This window comes from Amycolatopsis halotolerans (assembly GCF_042647905.1).
GTDB lineage: Bacteria > Actinomycetota > Actinomycetes > Mycobacteriales > Pseudonocardiaceae > Amycolatopsis > Amycolatopsis halotolerans.
Window position 1 is genome coordinate 195,773 of the sequence record NZ_JBHRWI010000006.1, and the last position, 19,748, is coordinate 215,520.

Here is a 19,748-nt window from a genome sequence, read left to right on the forward strand (position 1 = left end):
GGCCGGTAAGCGGACTCCCCGAAAGTGTGGACATCGAAGTTCACCACTCAAGGGGAGCAAGAAATGACGAAGAAGATCGCACTGGTCACCGGCGGCAGCAAGGGCATCGGCCGGGCCATCGCGACGCGGCTGGCGAACGACGGTGCGCTGGTCGCCGTGCACTACGGCAGCGACGAAGCGGCGGCCAAGGACACTGTCGCGGCGATTGAAGCAAACGGCGGGCAGGCGTTCGCGGTGCAGGCGACGCTGGGCGTCGAGGGGGATGCGGCGACGCTGTTCGACCGGCTCGCGGCGGAACTGCGCGAACGCACCGGCGAGGTCGCGCTCGACATCCTGGTCAACAACGCGGCGACCGGCGCCGGTTCGATCACCACGGCGACGCCGGAAGACTTCGACCGGGTGTTCGCGGTGAACGTCAAGGCACCGTTTTTCTTGGTGCAGCGCCTGTTGCCGGTGCTGCGGGACGGCGGCCGGATCGTCAACATCTCGTCGGCGGACACGCGCATCGCGCTGCCGTTCGAGCTGGCCTACAGCATGACGAAGGGCGCGCTCGACATCTTCACCCGCAGCCTGGCGCAGGAAATCGGCGAGCGGGGGATCACAGTGAACGGTGTCGCTCCCGGTCCGACGCCGACCGCCGCCACCGCGCACATGTTCGCCGACGAGCGGATGCGCGCGGGGACGGCGGGGGCGTCCGCGTTGCGCCGGGTCGCCGACCCGGCCGACATCGCCGATGTGGTCGCGTTCCTGGCTTCGGCCGACGCGCGGTGGGTCACCGGGCAGGTCGTGGACGCGACCGGCGGGACGTTCCTCGGCCCGGTCGTCGGCTAGTTGAGGGCTTGCGCGACATAGGTCATACTTGGCTGATGCGCGTAACGCACGCCCTGGTGCAGCTCGCCGCCGCACTCATGGCCGCCCCCGACGACCGGCACTGGGGCTACCGGCTGTCGCGGGCGTCCGGAGTCCGTTCCGGCGCGATGTACCCCCGGCTGACCCAGATGCTGGCCGAGGGCTGGCTGGAAGACGGGTGGGAGCGGGCCGGGGAGACCGGCGGCCGCCCGCCGCGCCGGTACTACACGGTGACCGGCAAGGGAAAGGCCGAGCTGGGCGCGCTGCTCGAGCGGGCCGCCGCCGACGAAAGGTTCCGCGGCGCCCGGCTCGGGTGGGCCTGATGGACGAGCTGGCGGGTCACCTCGCGACCTGGGGAGCCGGCACGCTGTTCCTGACCGCCCTGGTGTTCGGGTTCTTCCCGGTGTTCGCGGTGAACCTGCTGGCCAGGGTCTATCCGAAGGGACATCCGCGGCGGGCCGAGCTGGTCGCGGAACTGCACGACGTACCGCGCCGGGAGCGGTTGATCTGGGTTGCCGAGCAGCTCGCCACGGTGTTGTTCGACGGCGTGCCGGAGCGGGTGCGGGCCCGGCGGCGCGACGCTTCCGTCGAACGGGAGCGCCGTGAGTTCCAGGAACTGACGCCGGTCGAGCAGATGGAACGGCTCCGGATCCTGATCGCGAGGCTCCGCAGTTTCGGCAGCGACGACCTCATGTCGGAGGCGATCCTCTGCCGTACCGAGGAGGGATGGCGCTCCGACAGCTCTCGGGTATTGGCCGGGGAGATCGTCCAGGTGCATGTGCGAGCCCATCGACGACCGGGTTTCGAGCCGTGGCCGGAGCGGCAGGCGGTCGCCGCCGATCCCGAGCGCGGGTGGTACCGGCCCGCCTACAGTCCCCGGCTGCTGCATCGCGCCCCGCGCCCGGCCGGTCTGCTGAAACCGGGCGGCTCGACCTGAAACTGGTCGAGCCGCCCGGGGCTCAGCGAGGACGTCCCGGCGCGTCCGGCCGGGTCTGCCACGGGTGCGGTCCGTCGAGGGGGCGGTACTCCACGCCGAGCGCGTCCAGCCGCGGCAGGTGGTGCTCCCGCAGCCGGGACAGGAATTCCGCGTAGTCGCGCGGGCCGCTGCTCCACGCGACCTCGGCGAACGCCGACAGCCGCGGGAACGCCGCGTAATCCGTCCGCCGCACGGTGTCCAGGTGCTCGGACCACAGCTGCGCCTGGACCCCGCGCACGCGCGGCCCGGATTCGGGCTCGAAACCGTAGAAATGCTCGAGATCCTGCAGGTACCCGACCGGGATCGGTTCGTCCGGGTGGTCGCTTTGCCGGTGGTCGAGGTACACGCCGTCCTCGGGGCAGAGCACTACTTCGTGCCCGCCCTTCAACGCCAGCGAAGCCCGTTCGCGGTCCTGCCACACGCCGATCACCATCGTCGGCAGGTCGCCGCCTTCGAGGACCTCGTCCCAGCCCATCGGGGTACGGCCGCGGGCGACGAGATGGTCCGCGATCGCCCGGACGAACCGGTGGTGCGCCTCGGTCACGCCGGGCACCTCGTCGCCGCCGAGCGCGATCACCGGGGACGGGAAGATGTCCAGCACGTGGTCGAAGACCGCGCGGAAGAAGTCCAGAGTGGACTCCGACGGATCCAGCAGCGAGGTGCTGATGCCCCAGGAAGTCCAGACCTCCCAAGGGGTATCGGTGGTCGGGCCGAGCTCCGGGTACGCCGTGATGGCGGCTCGGGCGTGTCCGGGAATGTCCACTTCGGGCACTACGGTGACGGCCCGGGCGGCGGCGTACGCGACGATCTCGCGCAGATCGTCCACAGTGTAGTAACCGCCGTGCGGGCGGCCGTCGCGTTCCGGGCCGTCGTGCCTGCCGACCATCGACGATTTCCGCCAGCCGCCGACGGACGTCAGCCGGGGGAATTCCGGCGTCTCGATCCGCCAGCCCTGGTCGTCGGTGAGGTGCAGGTTCAGCACGTTCATCTTGTGCGCGGCCAGCAGGTCGACGAACCGCAGCACCTCGGCCTTCGTCCGGAAGTGCCGCGAGACGTCGTAAAGGCAGCCGCGCCAGGCGAATCGCGGATGGTCGGTGATCGTCCCGCACGGCAGCTCGACCGGTCCATTGTGGATCGACGCGGCACGGAACGCGTCCGGACCGGCGAGCTGGCGCAGGGTCTGGCGGCCGTAGAACTCGCCCGCGGCGTCGGCCGCGTCGAGCGTGACGCCGTCCGGCGTGATCGTGAGCTGGTAGCCCTCGGCGGGCAGATCCGTAGCGGTCCGCACGTTCAACGGCGCGGGCCACGGGCAGGTGCCGGACGCCGCTTCCGCGGACACCGGGCGGGGGAGGAGAGCGTCGAAACCGGACATGGTCATCCCTTCACGGCCCCGGCCGTCCCGCCGACGAGCCTCCGTTGCACCAGCACGAAAAACACCAGCACGGGGATCGTCATCAGGGTGGACGAGGCCATCACGGCGCCCCAGTCGGTGTCCTCCGGTTTGAAGAACACCAGGATCGCCTGCGGCAGAGTCTGGTTTTCGGTCTTGGAGATGATGAACGTCTTGGCGAACAGGAAGTCGTTCCACGCGTGGATGAACGCGAGCACGCTCACCGCCACGAGCCCGGGCGCGACGAGCGGGAACAGGATCTGCCAGGTGAACCGCATCCGCGACGCACCGTCCAAAGTGGCCGCTTCCTCGAGTTCGGCGGGCACCGCGGCGACGAACCCGCGCAGCATCCAGATCGCGAACGGCAGGCTGAACGCCAGGTGCACCAGCACGAGCGAGCCCAGTTCGTTGAGCCCGAACGCCGGAACTGCGCCGCCGACCGAGCGCATCAGGAAGAACAGCGGAATCGTCAGCGCTTCCACCGGAACCATTTGCGCGACCAGGATCATCACCAGCAGCATTCCGCGGCCGCGGAACCGGAATCGCGTCAGTGCCACCGCCGAAAGGAACGACAGCACCAGCGACAGCAGCACCACGACCACCGCGACAGCGAGGCTGTTGAGGAAGAACCGGCCGAATCCGGAAACCGTGAGCACGCGCCGGAAACTGTCCAGCGAAGGCGCGAACGTCCACGGTTTCGGATGCGCCGACTGGATTTCCCCAGCCGGTTTGAAGGCCGACAGCACCATCCAGTAGAGCGGGAACGCGACGATCCCGGCGGTCACCACGGTCACGATCTCGGCGACGAGCCGCGCGGGGCGGCGCACTTTCACAGCCATGCGGCACTCCGGCGCTGGGACCGGACGTAGAGCCCGGTGATGGACAGCAGCAGCAAGGTCATCACGACCCCGATCGCGGAGCCGAGCCCGTATTCCTGCCCGGCGAACGCCTGCTGGTAGGCGTAGACGTTCAGGATCAGGTTCCGCCCGGCGATGCCGCCGCCGTTGGTCATCACGTAGATCTGGGTGAACACCTTGAAGTCCCAGATGATCGACTGCACGGTCGCGATGGTGAGCAGCGGCCGGACCGCGGGCAGGATCACCGACCGCGTGGTGCGCCAGACCGAGGCGCCGTCGAGCGCCGCCGCCTCCAGCGTCTCCTTCGGCACCCCGCTGATCCCGGCGTACATGGTGACCATGACGAACGGGAACGAGCACCAGATCACCTCGGCGGCGACCAGCCCGAACGTCCCGAAGGTGCCGAACGTCCAGGAATGGTGCTCCATGCCGGTGAACCCGATGCCCGAGAGCACCTCGTTGACCAGGCCGAAATCGGTGTCGAAGAGGAACAGCCAGACGTACGAGCCGGCGATCGCCGGGGTCGCCCACGCGCCGAGCGCCGCCAGGAACAGCAGCGTGCGCGGGAACGCGCGGACCCGGCTCGCCAGCACGGCCAAAGCCGTGCCGACGACCAGGCTGCCGATCACGCAGGCCGCGGCGAACCCGACCGTCTTGCCGAGCACCGTCCAGAACTGGACGTCGGCGAGCAGGGTGACGTAGTTGTCGAGGCCGAGGAACACCAGCGGGGCCGCGCCCGCCGCCTGCGGCTGGCCGTAGTCGTAGAGCGAGATCACGACCAGCTGGTAAATCGGGTACACCAGCAGCGCGCCGAGGAGAATCCCGGCGGGCAGCAAGTACAGGAGAGCCGCGCGGCCGTCGCGGCGGACGGTCGCGGAACGGACTGCGGCCACGGGTCAGCCGAAGTTCTTGTTCATCGCCGCGGCGGCGTCGGCCAGCGCGGCGTTCGCGTCCTTGCCGCCGGTCGCGATCTGCTGCACGGCGGTGGGCAGCACGTTCTGGCTGTCGATCTTGGACCACGCAGGCGTGCTCGGCACGAACTTCGTGCCCGCGGTCAGGGTGTCCACAAAGGCCTTCAGCGTCGGGTCGCTGGCGGCGAGCTTCTTCTGGACCGACGCGAGGGTGGGCAGGTTGCCCATCGCCGCGTACATCTTCTCCTGGTACTTGATGCCTGCCAGCAGCTCGGCGAACTGCACCGCGAGACCGTGGCGCTGGCTCGCGCCGAACACGCCGAGCAGGTTGCCGCCGGCGAACGCGGGCGCGACCGAACCCGGGGTGGTGCCGGGCAGCGGCATGATCGCGTACTTTCCCTTCACCGAGCCCTTTTCGACGGCCTTGCGGTTGAAGTCGCCGCCGATCACCATGCCCGCCTTGCCGCCGGCGAACGCGGTGACGCTCTGCGTGCCGGTGAGGTTGGCGCAGGCCGACGGCGGGCAGATGTCGTCCTTGATCAGGTTCGCGTACGCGGTGACTCCGGCCTTGGCCTGCGCGGAGTCCACAGCGGACGTCCACTTGCCATTGTCCTGTTTGGCCAGCTCGCCCCCGTTGGCCCAGATGAACGGCAGCATGGCGTAGGTGTACTTGCCGCCGGTGGCGATGCCGTACAGGTCCGGCTTCTTCTCGCGGATCTTGCGCGCGTCGTCGGTCAGCTCGGCCAGCGTCGTGGGCGGCTTGAGGCCGAGTTCGGCGAACACGTCGGTGCGGTAGTACAACGCGCGGATGCCGGTGTACCAAGGGATGCCGTAGATCTTGCCGTTCGCCTTCGCGGTGTCCACAACGGACGGGAGCAGGTCCTTGCCGTCCGACCAGTTCGAGATGTCCTTGGTGAGGTCGGACAACGCGCCGGTCTGTGCGTAGCTGGAGACGTCGGTGTTGCCGAATTCGGCGACGTCGGGGGCGTTGGACGGGTCGTTGAACGCGCCGGAGAACTTGTCCGCGCGGCCTTCGACCGGGACCCACTGCACGTCGACCTTCACGCCGGCGTGGTTGGCCTCGAACTCGGTGATCGCTTCCTTGACCGCGGCCTCCTTCGGCGCGCGGTTCGCTTCGTCGAACAGCCAGACCCGGAGCGTGCCGTCGGTTTGGTTTCCGCCGGAGGCGGCCGGGCCGGATTGGGTGGGCGCACACGCGGCGAGCAACGCCAGCGTGGCGACAGCGGGCAGGACAGAGCGCAGCTTCATCGGTGACTCCTGTCGCGGGGACCGGTCGGAGACCGGGAAAGACGGGGCTGTGCGGCGTGACAGCCCCGGTTTTTCTCAGACGAAGAAGACAGAGTTGACGTTCGGCACCGCGAGCGAGCCCGCCGACTTGCCGGGAAGGCCGGTAGCCGGGTCGCGCGGCAGCCAGGTGACCGTGCCGGAGCGCTGGTTCGAGACGTAGAACCACTTCTCGTCCGGGTCCAGCGCGAGGTGCCGCGGCCAGTTGCCGCCGGAGGCCGCCGAGGACACCAAGGTGAGCCCGGCTCCGCCGTCAGCGACCGTGAAGGTGGCGACGGTGTTGGGGCCGCGCACGGTGGCGTAGACGAACTTCCCGTCGCGCGACACGGTGATCTCGCCGGGGAACAGTTCGCCGGTGCTGCCCGGCGGAACCGCGGGCACCACGGCGATCGGCTTGAACGTGCCGGTGGCGGAATCCCAGCTGGCGACGGTGATCTCCGGCCGCAGTTCCTGGGCGACGTAAGCGAATTTGCCGTTCGGGTGGAACGCGAGGTGTCGCGGTCCGGCACCGGCGGGGAGAGTGATCTGCTTGTGCAGCTTCAGCTTTCCCTTGCCGGTGTCGAACGAGTAGACGTACACCGAGTCGGTGCCGAGATCGACCGCCAGCACCCACTTGCCGGACGGGTCAGTGACCACCTGGTGCGCGTGCGGCTCTTTGCCCTGGTGCTGCTGCAGGTCGGTGGCCGCGCCGAGCTTGCCGTCGGACTTGATCGGCAGCACGACGACGCTGCCGGAGTCGTAATTGGCGGCCAGCACGTACTTCTGGCTCGGGTGCACCGAAAGGTGCGTGGGCGAGCCACCCTTCGAGGACGTCGACCCGAGCAGCTTCGGCCGGGTCGGGTCGGAGATGTCCAACGCGGACACTGTGCCGGTCTCCGCGCCCTCGTTTTCGTTGGTGACGTACAGGATCCGGCCGTCGCGAGTGCGGTCGAACCAGGAGACGTCGGTCAGCTTCGGGACAGTGCGCACCTGCGTGAGAGCGGGGCTTCCCGCCGCTCGCTGGGTGACGTCGAGCCCGTGGCCCGCCGGTGCGCTGTTGGTGTAGCTGCCGACGTAGACCGTCGTGGCCGCGCGCGGCCGGGGTGCTGCCGTGGCGAGCTGTGCGCCCACCACGGCGGCGGCCCCGGCCGCGCCGACCGCTCCGACGAACGTGCGACGGGAAATCTCGGTCATCGAATACCCCCGGAACATGTGCCGATGTGGTTCAGACCAATGCCATCACCAATGCTGCCACACCGAAACCGCTCAAGGAAAGGACTGTTTCCAAAGCCGTCCAGGTTTTCAGGGTTTGCGTCACGGTCAGCCCGAAGTAACGGGACACGATCCAGAACCCGCCGTCGTTCACGTGCGAGGCGATGATCGACCCGGCCGAGATCGCGACCACCACGAGCGCCAATTGTGCTTGCGAATAATGCAGATCCAGCACCGTCGGCGCGACAATGCCGCTCGTCGTCACGATCGCGACCGTCGCCGAACCCTGGGCGATGCGCATGCCGCAGCTGATGATGTACGCCGCCAGCAGCACGGGAAGCCCGGCGTCGCCAAGGGATCCGGCCACCGCTTTGCCGATTCCGGTGGCGGACAGCACCGCGCCGAAGAACGAACCCGCGCCGACCACAAGAAGAATCATCGCGACCGGGCGCAAGGCGTTGGCGGAAAGCTGGGCCAGATCCGCGCCGCTCATCCCGCGGCGGCGGCCGAGCAGCCACGACGCGAGCAGCGTCGCGATGGTCAGCGCGATGGCCGGCGTACCGAGGAACGCCGCGATACCCGCGCCGGTGGACCCCTTGGGCAGCAGGATGCTGCCGAACGTGCCGAGGAGGATCAGCACCAGCGGAACCGCGATGATCCCGCCGACCAGCTTGAGCGACGGCGCGGGGCCGTCCTGCTCGCCCTCTTCCCCGGCGAGCTTCGCGAAGTCCTCGGCCAGCGGCACGTCGACGCGCTTGCCGATCCACGTCGAGTACAGGATGCCGCCGATGAACCACGCCGGGATGCCGCAGACCGCGCCCATCAGGATCAGCCAGCCGAGATCGACGTGCAGCAGCCCGGCCGCGGCGACCGGTCCCGGGTGCGGCGGGATGAAGGCGTGCGTGATGGAAAGCCCGGCCAGCAACGGCATCGCGTACAGCACGATCGACCGGCCGCCCTGCTTCGCCGCCGCGTAGACCAGCGGCGCGAGCACGAAAATGCCGATGTCGAAGAACACCGGGATGCCGAAGATCAGCCCGGAAAGACCCATGGCGAGCGGAGCGCGTTTCTCGCCGAACGCCCGCAGCAACGCCGAGGTGAGCACGCGCGCGCCGCCGGATTTCTCCAGGATCGAACCGAGCAGCGTGCCCAGCCCGATGATCGCCGCGATGTGCCCGAGAATGCTGCCGAAGCCCTTCTCCAGCAGCGAATCCGAGGTTTTCTGGGCGGTGCCGACCAGGGTGCCGACCGGCACGCCCGCGGCCAGCGCGGTGAGCAGGCCCACCACGATCAAGGCGATGAACGGTTCGACCTTGACCTTGATGATGAGGAAGAGCAGCACCGCGATGGACACCGCGGCCAGCGTGAGCAGACCGGCCGTGCTGGTCTGCAGCCAGTGAATCATCGTCGACTCCCGGGATGGCGAAGGGAATGCCCGGCGAGCGCGCCGGTGGGGGTTCCGTCTTCGAGGGCGGCGACGCCGTTGACGAAGACGTGGTGCAGGCCCGCGGCGGGCTGCCGCGGATTGTCGAACGTCGCGGTGTCGGCGACCGTGTCCGGGTCGAACAGCACCAGATCGGCTGCGTGGCCGGGACGCACGAGGCCCCGGTCGGACAGCCCCAGCCGCCGTGCCGCGCGTCCGGTGAGGTGCGCGACGCAGTCGGCCAGTTCGAGAACGCCCAGTTCGCGGACGTAGCGCGCGAGGTACCGCGGGAAGGTGCCCCACGCGCGGGGATGCGGGCGCGCGCCGACCAGCAGGCCGTCCGAGCCGCCGGTGTGCGTGCGGTGCCGCATGATGGCTTGCACGTTTTCCTCGTGCCCCACGTGCATGAGGCAGGACGTGCCGAGCTTTTCGTCGATCAGCGTGTCGAAGTACAGCTCTGCCGGGGGTTTTCCGGCAGTGCGGGCGGAGGCGAGGACGCTGTGCCCCACCAGCGCGGCGTTTTCCTCGCGGCGGACGCCGTTGATTTCGATGGCGTCCCAGTCGATCGGCACGCCGTGCGCACCGTCCGAACCGGACTCTTCGATCTCCGCCCGGATCCGTTCGCGAGTGTCCGGATCGGACAGTCGGGCGAGCGTCGGTTCGAGGCCGCCTTCGGTGGACCAGCTGGGCAGCAGCGCGGACAGATAGGTCGCGCCGGGCAGGTACGGGTACGTGTCGAGGGTGATGTCGCAGCCGTCGTCGAGCGCGTTGTCCAGCAACCGCAGCAGATCCGGCGCTTTGCCCTTGTTGACGGAGAAGTTCATCGTCGCGTGCGCGAGGTGCAGCGGGCAGCCTGAGCGGCGCGAGACGTCGACCATCTCCGCGAACGCCTCCAGCGCGCCCGCGCCGTAGCTGCGGTGGTGCGGGCTGTAGTAGCCGCCGCGCTCGCCGACCACGCGGCACAGCTCGACCAGTTCCTCGGTGGTCGCATACATCCCGGGCGTGTAGGTCAACCCGGACGACAGCCCGAACGCGCCTTCCGCCAGCCCGGTCGCGACGAGTTCCTGCATCCGCGCCAGTTCAGTGTCCGTGGCGGGCCGGTCTTCCCAGCCGACCACGAGCATCCGCACCGTGCCCTGCGGGACCAGGTACGCGGCGTTCGTCGCGATGCCCTGGTCCAGCCGGTCGAGGTACTCGCCGACCGAGCGCCAGTTCCAGTCGAACCCGGCCGGGTCGTCGTTCCACCCGGCCAGCTGTTGGCGGAGGGAAGCAAGCACCTCGTCGTTGACCGGGGCGTAGGAAAGGCCGTCCTGGCCCAGCACCTCGGTGGTCACGCCCTGGCTGATCTTCGCCAGGTGGTCCGGGTTGGCGAGCACCTGCAGGTCGGAATGCGAGTGCATGTCGATGAAGCCGGGGGAGAGGACCAGCCCGGTCGCGTCGAGCACGCGCGGTGCGGTGAGTTCTCCCGGCGCGGCGACGTCGGCGATGCGGTCGCCGGTGATGCCGACGTCGCGGATTTCCAGCGGGGCCCCGGTTCCGTCGGCGACTCGGGCGCCGCGGATCACGAGATCCATCAGAACCACGTCCGCACGAAGTCGACCACCGTCTCGCCGTCGCTGTCGACGACCGGCAGCAACGACCACTTGTCGAACGTCGTGCACGGATGCGACAGACCGAGCCGGATCCAGTCGCCGACCTCGACCGGCGACCCTTCCGGCAGTTCGAGGAACGCGTGCTGGTCGTTGAGCTTCGGGACGGTGTGCCCGGTCAGCTCGGTGACCACGCCGTCCTTGCGCAACAGCTGCGGCTCCGGCATGCCTTCGTCGTACGGCAGGTCGCGCTTGCCCGCGGTGAGCAGCGCCAGCTCCGGCGTCGGCTTCGACGTCACCTGCGCCCACGCGTGCAGCGCGGGACGGAAGCTGTCGACACCGGAGATACGCGGGTGCTCGCCGAGCGGCGAGATCTCGCGGTAGAAGCCGTCGTCGTGGGTCAGGTACGCGCCGCTGCGCAGGATCGGGACCACTTCGAGACCGTCCGGCCACGGCTTGGTCAGCTCGTCCACGACGCGGTCGAAGTACGCGCTGCCGCCCGCGGTGACGTACACCGGACCGTCGGCGAGCAAACCCTTCTCCGCGAACGTGACCGTCGCGTCACGCAGGCTGTCCACATAGGAACTGATCTTCGCCAGCGCCGCTTCGTCGGTGTGGTGCGAAAGCGCGCCCTCGTAACCGCCGGTGCCCCGCAAGCGCAGCATCGGGCTCTTCGCCGCCGCCTCAGCGACCGCCAGCGCAGTCGCGGCGTCGCGGACCCCGGTACGACCGCCTTCGCCGCCCAGCTCCACCAGTACATCGACGGGCCGCTCGGCACCGGCGAGCGCTTCGGTCATCAGCTCGACGCTGCGCACCGAGTCGACCCAGCAGACGAACTCGAAGTCCGGGTCCGCCGTCAGCTCGCCGGCCAGCCAGCGCAGCGCGGACGGGTCCACGAGCTGGTTCGCCAGCAGGATCCGCGACACGCCGAACGCGCGGTAGATCCGCACGTGCCCGGCGTTCGCCGCGGTGATGCCCCACGAGCCGTGCTCCAGCTGCCGGGCGAACAGCTCCGGCGCCATCGTCGTCTTGCCGTGCGGCGCGAGCGCGATGCCGCGTTCGGCGCACCAGCGGGCCATGGTGGCGAGGTTGTGTTCCATCGCGTTCGCGTCGAGCACCACGAACGGACCGAAGAAGCCGTCGTCGAAGAGCTTGGCGCGGCGGGCCGCGGCTTCGTCGAGAGTGAGCCCGGACAGGGCCGGGGGGAGCGCGCGGAAGCGCCAGTCGATCCGTTCGCCGCGCCCGGCTCGGACGGCGGCGGTGAGAGCGGCGTTGCTGTTCATTCAGGACCTCGGTTGCGTATCTTGCAACGGACGTTGCGCAAAATGCGTTGCATAGGTGTAGCATCCGGGTCGCCACAGGTCAACGGGGAAGGGACGTCAGTGACCAGCAGTCCGACTGGGTCGCCCGAAGTGCTCTGCATCGGCGAGTCGATGGCGTTGTTCGTGCCCGCCGAACCCGGCCCGCCGGACGAGGTGCGCACCTGGCTGCGCACCATCGGCGGCGCGGAGTCGAACGTCGCGTGCCACCTGCCCGCCCTCGGCGTGCCGAGCGGATGGGTGAGTGCCGTCGGCGACGACCCGTTCGGCCGCGCGCTCGTCCGCGAGATCGCTTCGGCGGGCGTGGACGTGCGCGGCGTCGTAGTCGACCCGACCCGCCCGACCGGGCTGTACGTGAAGGAAAGCGGCGCGGGCGGCAGTCCGGTCCGCTACTACCGCTCGGGTTCCGCCGCGTCCGGCATGGGCCCGGAACTGGTGTCCCGGCTGGACTTCTCCGGCGTTCGCGTGCTGCACCTCTCCGGGATCACGCCCGCGCTTTCGGACAGCTGCCTCGCGCTCGTCCGCGCGCTGCTCGAACGTCCGCGCGGCGACCTGCTCGTGTCGTTCGACGTCAACCATCGCCCCGCGCTGTGGACCGGACGCGACCAGTCCGTGCTCGCCGAACTGGCCGGGAAGGCCGATCTGGTGCTGACCGGCGACGACGAGGCGGAACGCGTGTGGGGCACCGGCGATCCGGTACAGCTGCGCGCCCTTCTGCCCGGCCCGCGCACGCTCGTGGTCAAACACGGGGAACGCGGCGCAACGCTCGTCGAGGGCTCGGCCGAACCGCTGTTCTCGCCCGCGCTTCAGGTTGATGTCGTCGAGCCGGTCGGTGCCGGAGACGCCTTTGCCGCCGGATTCCTGGCCGCGACTCTGCGCGGCGCCGATCCGCTGACGAGGCTTCGGCGTGGTCACCTGCAAGCCGCGGCGACGCTGTTGACGCAGGACGACGTCGGCGTACCGCTGGCCGAGGCCGTTGTGCTGCAGTTGGTGCAGGCGGACGCCGACAGCTGGAGTTCCGTCCGGCTCACCGGAGAGGGAGTGGTGGCCACGTGAGCCAAAGTCTCGACCGCGCGCTGACGCTGCTGGGCGGTCTCGCCCGCGGCGGCAAGACGCTCGACGAGCTGGCCGAAGAGATCGGCGTGCACAAGACGACGGTGCTGCGGCTCCTGCGCACGCTCGAATCGCACCATTTCGTTCGGCGCGAAGGAGCCCGTCACTATCGCCTCGGCAGCGCGCTTTTCGACCTCGCCAACCAGGCGCTCGAGGACCGCGACGTCCGGCGCAGTTCGCACGAAGCGCTCGCCGAGCTGAACCTGCGGACCGGACACACTGTGCACCTGGCGTCCTATGAGGACGGTGAAGTGGTGTACATCGACAAATTCGAGGGACACCACGCGGTCCGGATGTACTCGCGGGTCGGCAAACGCGCGCCGCTGCACTGCACCGCGGTCGGCAAGGTGCTCGTCGCGGCGATGCCGCGGGCGAAACGCGAGGAGATCGCGCGCGCGATCGACTACGTCGTGCTCACCGCCAACACCATCAGGACACCCGAGGCGTATTTGGCCGAACTGGACCAGGTCGCTGAGCGCGGGTACGCGGTGGACAATGCCGAGCACGAGGACTTCATCCACTGCGTTTCCGCGCCGGTGCGCGGCGCGGGCGGCGAAGTGCTCGCCGCGGCGTCGATGTCGGTGCCGAAGGTGCTGCTGGACTACGACGGGCTGCTGGCGCTCGTGCCCGAGCTGCTGGCCGCCACGGAGAAAGCTTCCGTCCACAGTGGATGGACGGGGAACGGAAAGGGGCAATGATGGGCAAGACGGCGATCACCAGCGAGAACGCGCCGAAGCCGCCGGCGAACTTCTCGCAGGCCGTCCGCAAGGGGAACATCCTGCAGGTCGCCGGCGCGGTCGCGTTCGACCCGGCCACGAACGAGATCGTCGGCGACGACGTCGTGAGCCAGACCCGGCAGGTGTTCAAGAACCTGACCGCGCTGCTCGAAGAAGCGGGCTCGAGCTTCGCGGACGCGGTGATGGTGCGCGTGTACCTCACCGACACCAGCCACTTCGCCGCGTTCAACGAGGTCTACAACGAGCTGATCGGCGAGGCCCCGCACGCGGCCCGCACCACGGTGTACGTCGGGCTGCCCGCCGGGCTCCTGGTCGAGATCGACGTGCTCGCCGTCCTCGACTGACGTTGCTCGCGGTCCGTGAAGGACTCCTTGAGGGAATCAGATTCCCTCAAGGAGTCCTTCACGGACAGTCGTGTCAGCCGAGCACGCTCGTGTAGGCGTTGATCGCGGGCTGCCCGCCTAGGTGCGCGTACAGCACGTTCGATTCTTTCGCGATCTCGCCGGTGCGCACGAGATCAATCAGCCCGGCCATCGACTTCCCCTCGTACACCGGGTCGGTGATCATGCCTTCCAGCCGCGCGGCAGTCCGGATCGCCTCAAGCGTCCGCTCGTCCGGAATCCCGTAGACCCCAGCGTGGTAACGCTCGTCGAGGATCACGTCTTCGACCGGCCCGGCCCCGATCAGCTCCGCCGTGCTCTTCGCGATCCGGCCGATCTGCTCGCGCGTCTCCTCGGGCTTCGCCGACGCGTCGATCCCCAGGATCCGCCGCGGCTTCCCGCTCACCGCCGCTCCGGCCATCATCCCCGCCTGCGTGCTGCCGGTGACCGAGCAGACCACGACGGTGTCGAAGAAAACGCCGAGTTCGCGCTCCTGCTCTTCCAATTCCAGCACCCAGTTCGCGAACCCGAGCCCGCCGAGTCGATGATCCGACGCCCCGGCCGGGATCGCGTACGGCGTGCCGCCGTTCGCTTCGACCTCCGCAAGCGCCTGCTCCCAGCTCTCCTTGAAGCCGATGCCGAACCCGGCGTCGACCAGCCGGACGTCCGCGCCGAGGATCCGCGACAGCTGGATGTTGCCGACCTTGTCGTGCAGCGGATCGGCCCAGTCGACCCAGCTTTCCTGCACCAGCACGGCTTTCATCCCGGCCCGCGCCGCCGCGGCCGCGACTTGGCGCGTGTGGTTCGACTGGACGCCGCCGATCGAGACGAGCGTGTCCGCGCCCTTGGCGAGCGCGTCGGCGACGAGGTACTCGAGCTTGCGCGTTTTGTTGCCGCCGTAGGCGAGGCCGGAGTTGAGGTCCTCGCGCTTGGCCCAGACGGTCGCGCCGCCGAGGCGTTCGGTGAGCCGGTCCAGCCGGTGCACCGGCGAAGGCCCGATCAGCAACGGGAAACGGGGGAAATCAGCCAGGCTCACGCGTCCTCCAGGAGGGCTTCGAGATCGGTCCAAATCGTGGAAGTGAGGTGCGCCGCGGTTTTTTCGTCGCCGCTTTCCAGCGCGGCGATGAGCTCCTCGTGCCGGTCGACCGACCGATGCGCGGGCAGCGAGCTGAACCGCGCGTATTCGAGCCGGCGCAACAACGGCGTGTACCGGTCGAGGGTCGCCGCGACCGCCCGGTTGCCGCACGCCCGCACGGGGATGTCGTGCAGTTCGTCGTCCGCTTCGATCGCCTTGCCGACGTCTCCCTCGGCGACGGCCTCGCGAAACCGGTCATTGGCTTCGCGCATTTCCGCGATCTGCCGCTGGCCGAGCCGGGGGAGCGCCTCGCGCACGGCCAGTTCGTGCAACGCCCGGACGAGCCGCACCGCGTCGCGAACGTCGCCAGCGTCGAACTCGGCGACCCTCGTGTAACTCTGCGGCTTCGACACGACCAGCCGGTCCTCGGCCAGCCGCACCAGCGCCTGCCGGACCGGGGCGCGGGACAGCCCGAGCTCTTCGGCGAGGTCGGCGTCGCGCAGGGGAGTGCCCGGCGGGAGGCTGCCGTCGATGATGGCGTGCCGGATGCGCTCGTACGCCTCGTCGCGCAGCAACGGCCGGGAGACCTTGGGGAGTGCACTCACATCTAACATGTTAGATGTCGGAGGCGGGTGGGGCAATGGCCCGGAGCGACGGGGCCTGCCGCTGGGGACCCCGGTCGTGTCGCGGTTCCGCGCCGGGGCACCCGTGCGGCATGCCTCGGCGTCCGCCCGCTGGAGATGGCGAGGACCTCGCTGTGAGCTGATGCTTCAGGGCAGGGGTTGCGGTCCCGCGTCTAAGCGCATGCATCGGTGCCGCCTGCAGGAAATGTGGAGGACCTCGCCGTGAGCCGCCACTCCAGGGTCGGGTCGCGCAGTCCCTGCTCCCGCGCCGCCCATCGGAAATAGGGAGGACCGGCTACGAGCCGCCGTTTCGGGGTCGGGTCGTGCAGTCCTGCTCCCGCGCCGCACGTCTCTGCGCCGCCCATCGGAAATGACGAGGCCTGGCCGAGAGCCGTCGCTTCGAAGGATGCGTCGCGGAGTTCTGCACCCACACGGCATGCCCTGGCATCCCCGCCGGAAATGACGAGGACCCGCCCCGGCGATCGCGGAGCGGGTCCTTCATTCCTGCAACGTGGGGCCTCAGTAAACCGGCCCGGTGTACTTCTCGCCCGGCCCCTGGCCCGGCGGATCCGGCACGACCGACGCCTCGCGGAACGCCTTCTGCAGCGACTGCAGTCCGTCGCGAAGAGGTCCGGCGTGCAGGCCGAGGTACTCGGCGGAGGCGGTGACGAGCCCGGCGAGCGCGGTGATGAGGCGGCGCGCCTCGTCGAGGTCACGGTGCGGAGAGTTCTCCGGGTCGGCGTCGGCGAGGCCGAGGCGTTCGGCTCCCGCGGACAGCAGCATCACCGCGGCGCGGCTGATCACCTCGACGCTCGGGATCTCCTCGAGCCCGCGGTCGTCGGGGGAATACGGGGGCGGTGGCGAAGGTTGTTCAGGCACGTCTGGTACCCTTCCACGTGCGACCAGCTCCCGAGCGATCGGGGGCGGCAAGTGGAGCCCCGCTCCCACCCGCGTCACCGACTCAGGTGTCCGGGTCCGGTCTCGCCGAAGTGGTGCATGCCGTTCAGGCAGCGTACCGCCGAGGCGAAGCGTTCGGCCCTCCGGCCGGGCGCGATCGGAGACAGAGCGGGCCCCGTGCACCGGCAGCAGCCGGAGGCGGGGCCTGAGTCATGTGGGCACCAGGTCGAAACGAGAAAACACAACTCGGACCAAGGAGGCCCCATCAGCTCCGAGACACGCATCAACGACCGCATCCGGGTGCCGGAAGTCCGGCTCGTCGGCCCTAACGGCGAGCAGGTCGGCATTGTCCGGATCGAAGATGCGCTGCGGCTTGCGCAGGAGGCGGACCTCGACCTCGTCGAGGTGGCCCCGCAGGCCCGCCCGCCCGTGGCCAAGCTCATGGACTTCGGCAAGTTCAAGTACGAGAGCGCGCAGAAAGCCCGCGACTCGCGACGCAACCAGCATCTGACCGTCATCAAGGAACAGAAGCTGCGGCCGAAGATCGACCAGCACGACTACGAGACCAAGAAGGGTCACGTGTCGCGGTTCCTGGCGGCGGGCAACAAGGTCAAGGTCACGATCATGTTCCGCGGTCGCGAGCAGTCCCGGCCGGAGCTCGGCTTCCGGCTCCTGCAGAAGCTCGCCGACGACGTCACCGAGCTCGGCTTCGTGGAATCGTCGCCGAAGCAGGACGGACGCAACATGATCATGGTGCTGGCCCCGCACAAGAACGTGAAGCCGAAGGCGGCGAAAGCCGAATCGGCCGAATCGGCTCCCGAGGCGTAGCGCCCCAGCGCCGACCAGCACAGTCAGCGGCACACCGGGTCATCCGGTGTGCCGCCGCACGGAAGAGGACAACAAGCATGCCGAAGATGAAGACGCACAAGGGCACGTCGAAGCGCGTCCGCGTGACCGGTTCGGGCAAGCTGCGCCGCCAGAAGGCCGGCCGCCGCCACCTGATGGAGAAGAAGTCCAACCGCCTCACCCGCCGTCTCGAGGGCACGACCGAGGTCGCCCAGAGCGACGTCGGCCGCGTGAAGCGCCTGCTCGGCCGCTGAGGCCCGCACCCTTTCCCGACCACCCCGGGGTCCTCGCACCCCCCGAATTCGACAGGATGGACCAGTGGCACGCGTCAAGCGGGCGGTCAACGCCCAGAAGAAGCGTCGCGCGACTCTCGAACTGGCCAGCGGTTACCGCGGCCAGCGTTCGCGGCTGTACCGCAAGGCCAAGGAGCAGACGCTCCACTCGCTCAACTACGCCTACCGCGACCGCCGTGCGCGCAAGGGTGACTTCCGCCAGCTGTGGATCACCCGCATCAACGCGGCCGCTCGCGCCAACGGCGTCACCTACAACCGGTTCATCCAGGGCCTGAAGGCCGCCGGTGTCGAGGTGGACCGCAAGATCCTCGCGGACCTCGCCGTCAACGACGCCGCCGCCTTCACCGCGCTCGCCGAGCTCGCCAAGGCGAACGTCACGACCGGCGAAGCGAAGTCGGCCTGACCGGCAGCGTTTTCCGGCCCGGGGCGGATCCGTTCACCGAACGGACCCCCCGGGTCGTTGCCGCGCGCAAGCTGACCCGGCGCGCGGAACGAGAGAAAACCGGCCGCTTCCTGGCCGAAGGGACCAACGCCGTCACCTCGGCACTTTCCCACGGCACGGTGCACGAACTCTTCGTCACCGAACGCGCCGCCGCCGCCCACCCTTCCTTGGTGGAGGCCGCCCCCCGCGTTTCGCCGATCACCGACCGCGCGGCCGCGAGCCTGTCGGAAACCGTTACCCCGCAGGGAATCATCGCGGTCTGCTCGCTGGTCGACCGTCCACTCGAGACAGTCCTGGCCTCGGCCCGGCTGGTAGTGGTCTTAGTAGACGTCGCCGAACCCGGCAACGCGGGCACCGTGATCCGCGTGGCCGACGCCGCCGGTGCCGACGCGGTCGTCCTGGCTGGCGACACCGTCGACCCGCACAACGGCAAAAGCGTCCGCGCCGCCGCCGGTTCCACGTTCCACGTCCCGCTGGCGCGCGCCCGCGACATCCCGTCGGTGCTGGCGGCCCTGCGCTCAGCCGGTCTCCGGACCCTTGCCGCGCATGGCTACGCCTCGACCTCGCTGGAGACTGTCCGCTTCGGAGACCCGGTGGCCTGGATCTTCGGCAACGAAGCGCACGGCCTGCCCGAGGAGGTTTTGTCCTCTGCGGACGAAGCAGTCCGAATCCCGTTGTACGGCAAGGCAGAAAGCCTCAACCTGGCGACCGCCGCCGCAGTCTGCGTCTACACGGCAGCGATGGCCGCGCACCGCTGACCATGGCGGATCTCCGGCACGTCTACTGGATCGGCGGCGCCCCCGGCGCGGGCAAATCGACGACCGCCCGCCGCCTCGCCGCCCGCTACGGCTGGCACCACTACGCGACCGACGACACGATGCGCGCCCACACCACCCGCACGACGCCTGCGTCGGCTCCGATGCTGCACGCCTTCCAGTCCATGGACATGGACGAACGCTGGGTCCGCCGTTCTCCGGACGTCATGCTGGAGACGTTCCACTGGTTCCGCGGCGAGGGCTTCGGGCTGATTGTCGAAGACCTCCTTGGCCTGCCTTCGGAACCTCGCATTGTCGTCGACGGCCTCCGCCTGCTGCCTCATCTCGTAAAGCCCCTGCTGGACGTCGTGGACCAGGCCGTGTGGCTGTTGCCGACGCCGGATTTCCGCCATGCGGCGATCGAAGGCCGGAGCACACCGGGGGAGGGTTTCGTCTGGCGGACCAGCGACCCGGCCCGGGCGGCCCGCAACCTCGCTGAACGGGATCGGATGTTCACGAGCCGCCTCCGGGAGGAGACGGGGCGTCTTGGGTTACGGGCGATCGAGGTCGACACCGCGACTTCGGAAGACGACCTGCTCCATCAGGTGACGACCGCCTTCCGCCTCTGACCCGCCGCTGCCTTCGCCGGGTCCCGCCGCGGGCTCAGAGGGCGTCTGAGAACTGGGTGGGGCGGTGGGCGTGGTGATGTTCTGGAATGTGGTGGGCTCCCGGTAGGACTGGTGGTTCCTACGCCAACCGGTCCTCACCAGGAGCCCG

The 19,748-nt window shown here is 69.3% G+C and carries 22 protein-coding genes; 11 read left to right on the top strand and 11 right to left on the bottom strand.

The window, feature by feature from the left end:
• Positions 1–63: 63 nt before the first annotated feature.
• Genes ACFORO_RS06265 through ACFORO_RS06275 form a run of 3 tightly spaced genes read left to right on the top strand, consistent with a single transcriptional unit; the run spans position 64 to position 1,786 of the window.
• The gene (locus ACFORO_RS06265; RefSeq protein ID WP_377867746.1) at positions 64–831 is read left to right on the top strand and encodes an SDR family oxidoreductase; all 768 of its coding nucleotides are present in this window, start codon (positions 64–66) and stop codon (positions 829–831) included.
• A gap of 35 nt (positions 832–866) precedes the next feature.
• Positions 867–1,172, top strand: a complete 306-nt coding sequence (locus tag ACFORO_RS06270) for a PadR family transcriptional regulator (protein ID WP_377867747.1) — start codon at positions 867–869, stop codon at positions 1,170–1,172.
• Positions 1,172–1,786, top strand: coding sequence for a hypothetical protein (locus ACFORO_RS06275; protein WP_377867748.1), 615 nt, complete (start codon positions 1,172–1,174; stop codon positions 1,784–1,786). Before ACFORO_RS06270 ends, ACFORO_RS06275 begins: the two co-directional genes overlap by 1 nt.
• A 22-nt stretch (positions 1,787–1,808) precedes the next feature.
• Here ACFORO_RS06275 and ACFORO_RS06280 read toward each other — a convergent pair whose 3' ends face one another.
• The 8 genes from ACFORO_RS06280 to ACFORO_RS06315 all read right to left on the bottom strand — a co-directional run bounded on the left by ACFORO_RS06280 (position 1,809) and on the right by ACFORO_RS06315 (position 11,774).
• Positions 1,809–3,197 (bottom strand): beta-N-acetylhexosaminidase, encoded by a 1,389-nt coding sequence (locus tag ACFORO_RS06280; RefSeq protein WP_377867749.1) that lies wholly within the window; start codon positions 3,195–3,197, stop codon positions 1,809–1,811.
• A 2-nt stretch (positions 3,198–3,199) separates the two neighbouring features.
• On the bottom strand, positions 3,200–4,054 hold the full coding sequence (locus tag ACFORO_RS06285; RefSeq protein ID WP_377867750.1) for a carbohydrate ABC transporter permease: 855 nt from the start codon (positions 4,052–4,054) through the stop codon (positions 3,200–3,202).
• Entirely contained in the window at positions 4,045–4,965 is a 921-nt protein-coding gene (locus ACFORO_RS06290; protein WP_377867751.1) for a carbohydrate ABC transporter permease, read from the bottom strand. The genes ACFORO_RS06285 and ACFORO_RS06290 overlap by 10 nt, the downstream gene beginning before the upstream one ends.
• Before the next feature lie 3 nt (positions 4,966–4,968).
• Positions 4,969–6,252: an extracellular solute-binding protein gene (locus tag ACFORO_RS06295; protein ID WP_354744935.1), complete on the bottom strand. Its 1,284-nt coding sequence runs from the start codon at positions 6,250–6,252 to the stop codon at positions 4,969–4,971.
• A 75-nt stretch (positions 6,253–6,327) separates the two neighbouring features.
• A complete protein-coding gene (locus ACFORO_RS06300; RefSeq protein WP_377867752.1) occupies positions 6,328–7,461 on the bottom strand; it encodes a lactonase family protein in 1,134 nt (377 codons plus the stop codon).
• A gap of 31 nt (positions 7,462–7,492) precedes the next feature.
• Positions 7,493–8,884: a GntP family permease gene (locus ACFORO_RS06305; RefSeq protein ID WP_377867753.1), complete on the bottom strand. Its 1,392-nt coding sequence runs from the start codon at positions 8,882–8,884 to the stop codon at positions 7,493–7,495.
• On the bottom strand, positions 8,881–10,476 hold the full coding sequence (locus ACFORO_RS06310; RefSeq protein WP_377867754.1) for an N-acyl-D-amino-acid deacylase family protein: 1,596 nt from the start codon (positions 10,474–10,476) through the stop codon (positions 8,881–8,883). The genes ACFORO_RS06305 and ACFORO_RS06310 overlap by 4 nt, the downstream gene beginning before the upstream one ends.
• A complete protein-coding gene (locus tag ACFORO_RS06315; RefSeq protein WP_377867755.1) occupies positions 10,476–11,774 on the bottom strand; it encodes an amino acid deaminase in 1,299 nt (432 codons plus the stop codon). The genes ACFORO_RS06310 and ACFORO_RS06315 overlap by 1 nt, the downstream gene beginning before the upstream one ends.
• A gap of 150 nt (positions 11,775–11,924) precedes the next feature.
• Here ACFORO_RS06315 and ACFORO_RS06320 point away from each other — a divergent pair, with 150 nt between their 5' ends.
• Genes ACFORO_RS06320 through ACFORO_RS06330 form a run of 3 tightly spaced genes read left to right on the top strand, consistent with a single transcriptional unit; the run spans position 11,925 to position 14,004 of the window.
• Positions 11,925–12,866 carry a sugar kinase gene (locus ACFORO_RS06320; RefSeq protein ID WP_377867766.1) on the top strand — a complete coding sequence of 314 codons (942 nt, stop codon included), beginning with the start codon at positions 11,925–11,927 and terminating at the stop codon, positions 12,864–12,866.
• Positions 12,863–13,621, top strand: coding sequence for an IclR family transcriptional regulator (locus ACFORO_RS06325; protein WP_377867756.1), 759 nt, complete (start codon positions 12,863–12,865; stop codon positions 13,619–13,621). The genes ACFORO_RS06320 and ACFORO_RS06325 overlap by 4 nt, the downstream gene beginning before the upstream one ends.
• On the top strand, positions 13,621–14,004 hold the full coding sequence (locus ACFORO_RS06330) for a RidA family protein (protein WP_116204166.1): 384 nt from the start codon (positions 13,621–13,623) through the stop codon (positions 14,002–14,004). The genes ACFORO_RS06325 and ACFORO_RS06330 overlap by 1 nt, the downstream gene beginning before the upstream one ends.
• A 73-nt stretch (positions 14,005–14,077) precedes the next feature.
• On the opposite strand, the gene ACFORO_RS06335 is transcribed toward ACFORO_RS06330, so the two are convergent.
• The 3 genes from ACFORO_RS06335 to ACFORO_RS06345 all read right to left on the bottom strand — a co-directional run bounded on the left by ACFORO_RS06335 (position 14,078) and on the right by ACFORO_RS06345 (position 16,617).
• Positions 14,078–15,076: a 1-aminocyclopropane-1-carboxylate deaminase gene (locus ACFORO_RS06335; RefSeq protein WP_377867757.1), complete on the bottom strand. Its 999-nt coding sequence runs from the start codon at positions 15,074–15,076 to the stop codon at positions 14,078–14,080.
• Entirely contained in the window at positions 15,073–15,720 is a 648-nt protein-coding gene (locus ACFORO_RS06340; protein WP_377867758.1) for a GntR family transcriptional regulator, read from the bottom strand. Before ACFORO_RS06340 ends, ACFORO_RS06335 begins: the two co-directional genes overlap by 4 nt.
• A 537-nt stretch (positions 15,721–16,257) precedes the next feature.
• The gene (locus ACFORO_RS06345; RefSeq protein WP_037818165.1) at positions 16,258–16,617 is read right to left on the bottom strand and encodes a DUF1844 domain-containing protein; all 360 of its coding nucleotides are present in this window, start codon (positions 16,615–16,617) and stop codon (positions 16,258–16,260) included.
• Between the two features lie 282 nt (positions 16,618–16,899).
• Here ACFORO_RS06345 and infC point away from each other — a divergent pair, with 282 nt between their 5' ends.
• The 5 genes from infC to ACFORO_RS06370 all read left to right on the top strand — a co-directional run bounded on the left by infC (position 16,900) and on the right by ACFORO_RS06370 (position 19,600).
• Positions 16,900–17,463: a translation initiation factor IF-3 gene (gene infC / locus ACFORO_RS06350; protein WP_200864208.1), complete on the top strand. Its 564-nt coding sequence runs from the start codon at positions 16,900–16,902 to the stop codon at positions 17,461–17,463.
• A gap of 77 nt (positions 17,464–17,540) precedes the next feature.
• The gene (gene rpmI / locus ACFORO_RS06355) at positions 17,541–17,735 is read left to right on the top strand and encodes a 50S ribosomal protein L35 (protein WP_344286555.1); all 195 of its coding nucleotides are present in this window, start codon (positions 17,541–17,543) and stop codon (positions 17,733–17,735) included.
• A 64-nt stretch (positions 17,736–17,799) separates the two neighbouring features.
• Positions 17,800–18,177, top strand: a complete 378-nt coding sequence (gene rplT / locus ACFORO_RS06360) for a 50S ribosomal protein L20 (protein ID WP_009079612.1) — start codon at positions 17,800–17,802, stop codon at positions 18,175–18,177.
• Positions 18,174–18,974, top strand: coding sequence for a TrmH family RNA methyltransferase (locus ACFORO_RS06365; protein ID WP_377867767.1), 801 nt, complete (start codon positions 18,174–18,176; stop codon positions 18,972–18,974). The genes rplT and ACFORO_RS06365 overlap by 4 nt, the downstream gene beginning before the upstream one ends.
• 2 nt (positions 18,975–18,976) lie before the next feature.
• Positions 18,977–19,600, top strand: a complete 624-nt coding sequence (locus tag ACFORO_RS06370) for a nucleoside monophosphate kinase (RefSeq protein WP_377867759.1) — start codon at positions 18,977–18,979, stop codon at positions 19,598–19,600.
• The last annotated feature ends 148 nt before the right edge of the window (positions 19,601–19,748 follow it).

What these genes read in the sequence shown, in the direction of transcription:
- ACFORO_RS06300 (WP_377867752.1), bottom strand. Translation starts at nt 7,461, where the DNA reads ATGACCGAGATTTCCCGTCGCACGTTCGTCGGAGCGGTCGGCGCGGCC.
- rpmI (WP_344286555.1), top strand. Translation starts at nt 17,541, where the DNA reads ATGCCGAAGATGAAGACGCACAAGGGCACGTCGAAGCGCGTCCGCGTG.
- ACFORO_RS06310 (WP_377867754.1), bottom strand. Translation starts at nt 10,476, where the DNA reads ATGGATCTCGTGATCCGCGGCGCCCGAGTCGCCGACGGAACCGGGGCC.
- ACFORO_RS06320 (WP_377867766.1), top strand. Translation starts at nt 11,925, where the DNA reads ATGGCGTTGTTCGTGCCCGCCGAACCCGGCCCGCCGGACGAGGTGCGC.
- ACFORO_RS06265 (WP_377867746.1), top strand. Translation starts at nt 64, where the DNA reads ATGACGAAGAAGATCGCACTGGTCACCGGCGGCAGCAAGGGCATCGGC.
- ACFORO_RS06275 (WP_377867748.1), top strand. Translation starts at nt 1,172, where the DNA reads ATGGACGAGCTGGCGGGTCACCTCGCGACCTGGGGAGCCGGCACGCTG.
- ACFORO_RS06330 (WP_116204166.1), top strand. Translation starts at nt 13,621, where the DNA reads ATGGGCAAGACGGCGATCACCAGCGAGAACGCGCCGAAGCCGCCGGCG.
- ACFORO_RS06270 (WP_377867747.1), top strand. Translation starts at nt 867, where the DNA reads ATGCGCGTAACGCACGCCCTGGTGCAGCTCGCCGCCGCACTCATGGCC.
- ACFORO_RS06315 (WP_377867755.1), bottom strand. Translation starts at nt 11,774, where the DNA reads ATGAACAGCAACGCCGCTCTCACCGCCGCCGTCCGAGCCGGGCGCGGC.
- ACFORO_RS06305 (WP_377867753.1), bottom strand. Translation starts at nt 8,884, where the DNA reads ATGATTCACTGGCTGCAGACCAGCACGGCCGGTCTGCTCACGCTGGCC.
- ACFORO_RS06295 (WP_354744935.1), bottom strand. Translation starts at nt 6,252, where the DNA reads ATGAAGCTGCGCTCTGTCCTGCCCGCTGTCGCCACGCTGGCGTTGCTC.
- ACFORO_RS06370 (WP_377867759.1), top strand. Translation starts at nt 18,977, where the DNA reads ATGGCGGATCTCCGGCACGTCTACTGGATCGGCGGCGCCCCCGGCGCG.
- ACFORO_RS06285 (WP_377867750.1), bottom strand. Translation starts at nt 4,054, where the DNA reads ATGGCTGTGAAAGTGCGCCGCCCCGCGCGGCTCGTCGCCGAGATCGTG.
- ACFORO_RS06280 (WP_377867749.1), bottom strand. Translation starts at nt 3,197, where the DNA reads ATGTCCGGTTTCGACGCTCTCCTCCCCCGCCCGGTGTCCGCGGAAGCG.